The organism is Bacillus cereus group sp. BceL220 (assembly GCF_051776965.1).
Taxonomy (GTDB): Bacteria; Bacillota; Bacilli; order Bacillales; family Bacillaceae_G; genus Bacillus_A; species Bacillus_A cereus.
The window spans coordinates 1-2,937 of the sequence record NZ_JBPWBC010000040.1 but is presented as its reverse complement, the minus strand read 5'-3'; the positions used below and the strand labels follow the sequence as shown (position 1 = coordinate 2,937).

Genomic DNA, 2,937 nt, shown 5'->3' with positions numbered 1-2,937 from the left:
TCAAGATCCATTTGTTTCTACACTCTTTCAAGAATATAAAGAGTACCATTCACCTGAAATTACAACTTGTTTTAAACAATCTGAAGAAGAAGCAATTAACATGATAAGTAAATTACTCGAAAAAGGTTATCAGCAAGGGGCTTTGCATAAGGTCCCATTACCGCTTACAGCTTTTATGTTAGTACGAATGATTTTTAACTACGAACAGGATTATATAAAAGATGATAAAAGTGATACAGAATTTCTGCAGTTGCTAAAACATATGCTTCTTAAAAACTAGTTTTAACCACATACAAAAAATAAGTGCGGTGCAATTATATGAAGAAGAACGTGAATAATGGCGGTTTTTTATGAGTTCTTTTCACTCTAGACAAACATACGAAATATCCAACGCTTATGTAAAAATGAATGAAAAAATCATATAAATTTTTCTGAAATTAGAAAGCCTATACTTAAATCTACAATAAAATAGTTCAGTAAAAAGAGCGTGTTTTCATCTATCTAAACACGCTCTTACAAATATTTAAACCCTATATGAATTGCTTATTCCATTCTGATTTTCTTTTAACTAATATATCTCTTTATATACGATTATCATGCCAGAAGTTTATTGGAAAATGATTGTTCTCATCATAAGCTTCAAATTCATACCCTTTTTCTCTTAATCCTTTTATAATTGCTGGAACTGCCGCAACAGATTGTGGATGAATATCGTGCATTAAAACAATTTCCTTTGAAGACGTCGCACCTGCTAAGACATTTTGAACAATTTTTGCGGCCGCTACATCCACAGGTAATTTATTGTATTTCCAATCTAGAGAATCAATTGTCCAATCCCATACTTTTAAATTATTTCCGACCACTTCATTTCGAAGTGATTCATTTAATCCAGGCATTGACCCATATGGTGGGCGTGTTAAATTCGGGGAGTTTCCAATAACATTTCTAATTAAAGATTGATCCTCTTTCATTTCCTTCACATATTTCTGATTGGTGTATAACTTTTTAAAATCATGTGTCATACTATGCATGCCCACATAATGGTTTTCTACATGCTCTCGTTTCACTAAATCTGGGAACCTTTTCACATTATCGCCAATTAAAAAGAACGTTGCTTTCACATCATTTTTCTTTAATACATCTAATAGGTTAGCTGTATATTTTCCTGGTCCATCATCAAAAGTTAAATATGCAACTTTTCTTTCTTTACCATCAAAACGATTAGGTATTGGTTTTTTTAATTCATTTTTAGGTAGACTGCTCACTTGTTGAACACTGTTTCCCTCTTCCGCATTTACCAGCTTAGGATTTGTAATAGATTGAAACATGTAATACCCTATTGCTACTAATGTAATAGCCAACAATACACTTATAATTCTTTTTTTCTTAAGCTTAATTTTCATATTATAATCTTCTTTCTATCAAATCATTCCACTTTATGTCGTTTAGTTTTACTATCCTATTAGCTTATTAAGTTTTTTAACTTAACCAATCTCAATTTTGGACTAATCATTTTAATAATCTATATAGGTGAAAATTAGTGCCCTGCACTAACGTTCATGGCATTTCCTATAATAGTTAGAACTACTGGAAATAATACTGGTCCTAAGGTAAGGACAATGTTTAAAAGTATAATAAAACTATATAGTAAGCTGTAATTTTTACTATTACCGTTTTCGAATACTAGGATGACTAATGTTATTACAGTAATTAAATGTAGTAATAAAATTATCAACCAATAATACATCATTATAGTAAGATTCCACTTTCCTAATAGTTGGTATGTTACCCCTATTATTATCCCTAATATAGTAACATTAAAGGAAATAAACAAAGTTCTTTTTAGTATTTTAGGAAATGTTTTGTGATCCACAGTTTTATTATATAAACCGATTAAAATGCCCAAAGATAGATATGCTAGTAATAGCCCTACCCAATTCCAGATCCAATCTTGATCCCCCATTAAATTAAACAAAAGCGAAAGGATCCCTCCTACTGCAAAAATCGAGGAGATCATAATACTATTTAAAGCTGATTTCATACTTTTTTCACTTCCTTAAAAATTTTACAATACAGCATTGAAGTCTACTCTTAAGTTGTCCTTTACTTATTAGAATCCTTTTCATTAAAAATCTTGTATGGGAATCCCATCATATAATCCGGTCATCATACCTATTAGCATATACGAAGAATGGGTAGCCCAGCAAAAATTACATGTACATGATCCCATACCATAATTTTTAAACTAAACGAAGCTCCACCAAATCCTACTCCACATGGTAGATATACAAATAGAGGATGCGATCCATCAACTTTTATTTGTATATCAATTATTCAGACGAGTAGCAACTACTGCATTACCTTAAAATACATGCTTTGATTTTTCATCGTTAATAAAATAGCACATTTGATTCTTATTAACTTATGTTCCTCCTTCTTCTACTGCTTTACTATAACCAGCTGTATATTCAAAAATAGTAGCCCCTTTGTTTCTAAGTAAATCTTTTTCCCACTTTTTCGCAGCTGCTGCCATATGTACATACAATATTTTAAAATTAATCATAATTTATTATAATTAAGTATATATTAACAACATATTAAGTATAAGTAAATTAAATTAATAATAATTTAATTTACTTATTTAAAGGGGATTACATATATGAACGATATTAATGTTGGTCACAAAATTATGACATTTAGAAAAGGTGCCGGATTAACCAGTAAGCTTTTAGCGGAGTTAGCTGATATAACACCTTCCATGTTAAGTCAGATTGAAAAAGGAATTACAAACCCTTCATTACAAACACTAAAATTAATTTCTGTAGGATTAAATATTCCATTGTTTAATTTTTTCTTAGAGGATACCAATACAGAAGAATTAGTTGTACGAGCTAACCAAAGGAAAAAAATAACTTTTCCTGAAAGCGGCAATGTTTC

At 30.2% G+C, this 2,937-nt stretch carries 4 protein-coding genes and 1 pseudogene; 2 read left to right on the top strand and 3 right to left on the bottom strand.

From position 1 onward, the window contains the following. Positions 1–280 (top strand): annotated as a pseudogene (locus ACS2FK_RS30325) (TetR/AcrR family transcriptional regulator); the annotation flags it as partial. 301 nt (positions 281–581) lie between these two features. On the opposite strand, the gene ACS2FK_RS30320 reads toward ACS2FK_RS30325, so the two are convergent. The 3 genes from ACS2FK_RS30320 to ACS2FK_RS30310 form a co-directional block, all read right to left on the bottom strand. Beyond that, the gene (locus tag ACS2FK_RS30320; protein ID WP_063547322.1) at positions 582–1,403 is read right to left on the bottom strand and encodes a peptidoglycan-N-acetylglucosamine deacetylase; all 822 of its coding nucleotides are present in this window, start codon (positions 1,401–1,403) and stop codon (positions 582–584) included. Between the two features lie 134 nt (positions 1,404–1,537). Continuing rightward, positions 1,538–2,041, bottom strand: a complete 504-nt coding sequence (locus tag ACS2FK_RS30315; protein WP_000833540.1) for a DUF3902 family protein — start codon at positions 2,039–2,041, stop codon at positions 1,538–1,540. A gap of 381 nt (positions 2,042–2,422) precedes the next feature. Then, positions 2,423–2,563 carry a hypothetical protein gene (locus tag ACS2FK_RS30310; protein WP_063547321.1) on the bottom strand — a complete coding sequence of 47 codons (141 nt, stop codon included), beginning with the start codon at positions 2,561–2,563 and terminating at the stop codon, positions 2,423–2,425. 96 nt (positions 2,564–2,659) lie between these two features. On the opposite strand from ACS2FK_RS30310, the gene ACS2FK_RS30305 reads away from it, so the two are divergent. Continuing rightward, a partial coding sequence (locus tag ACS2FK_RS30305; protein ID WP_438899970.1) for a helix-turn-helix domain-containing protein occupies positions 2,660–2,937 on the top strand: 278 nt, incomplete at its 3' end.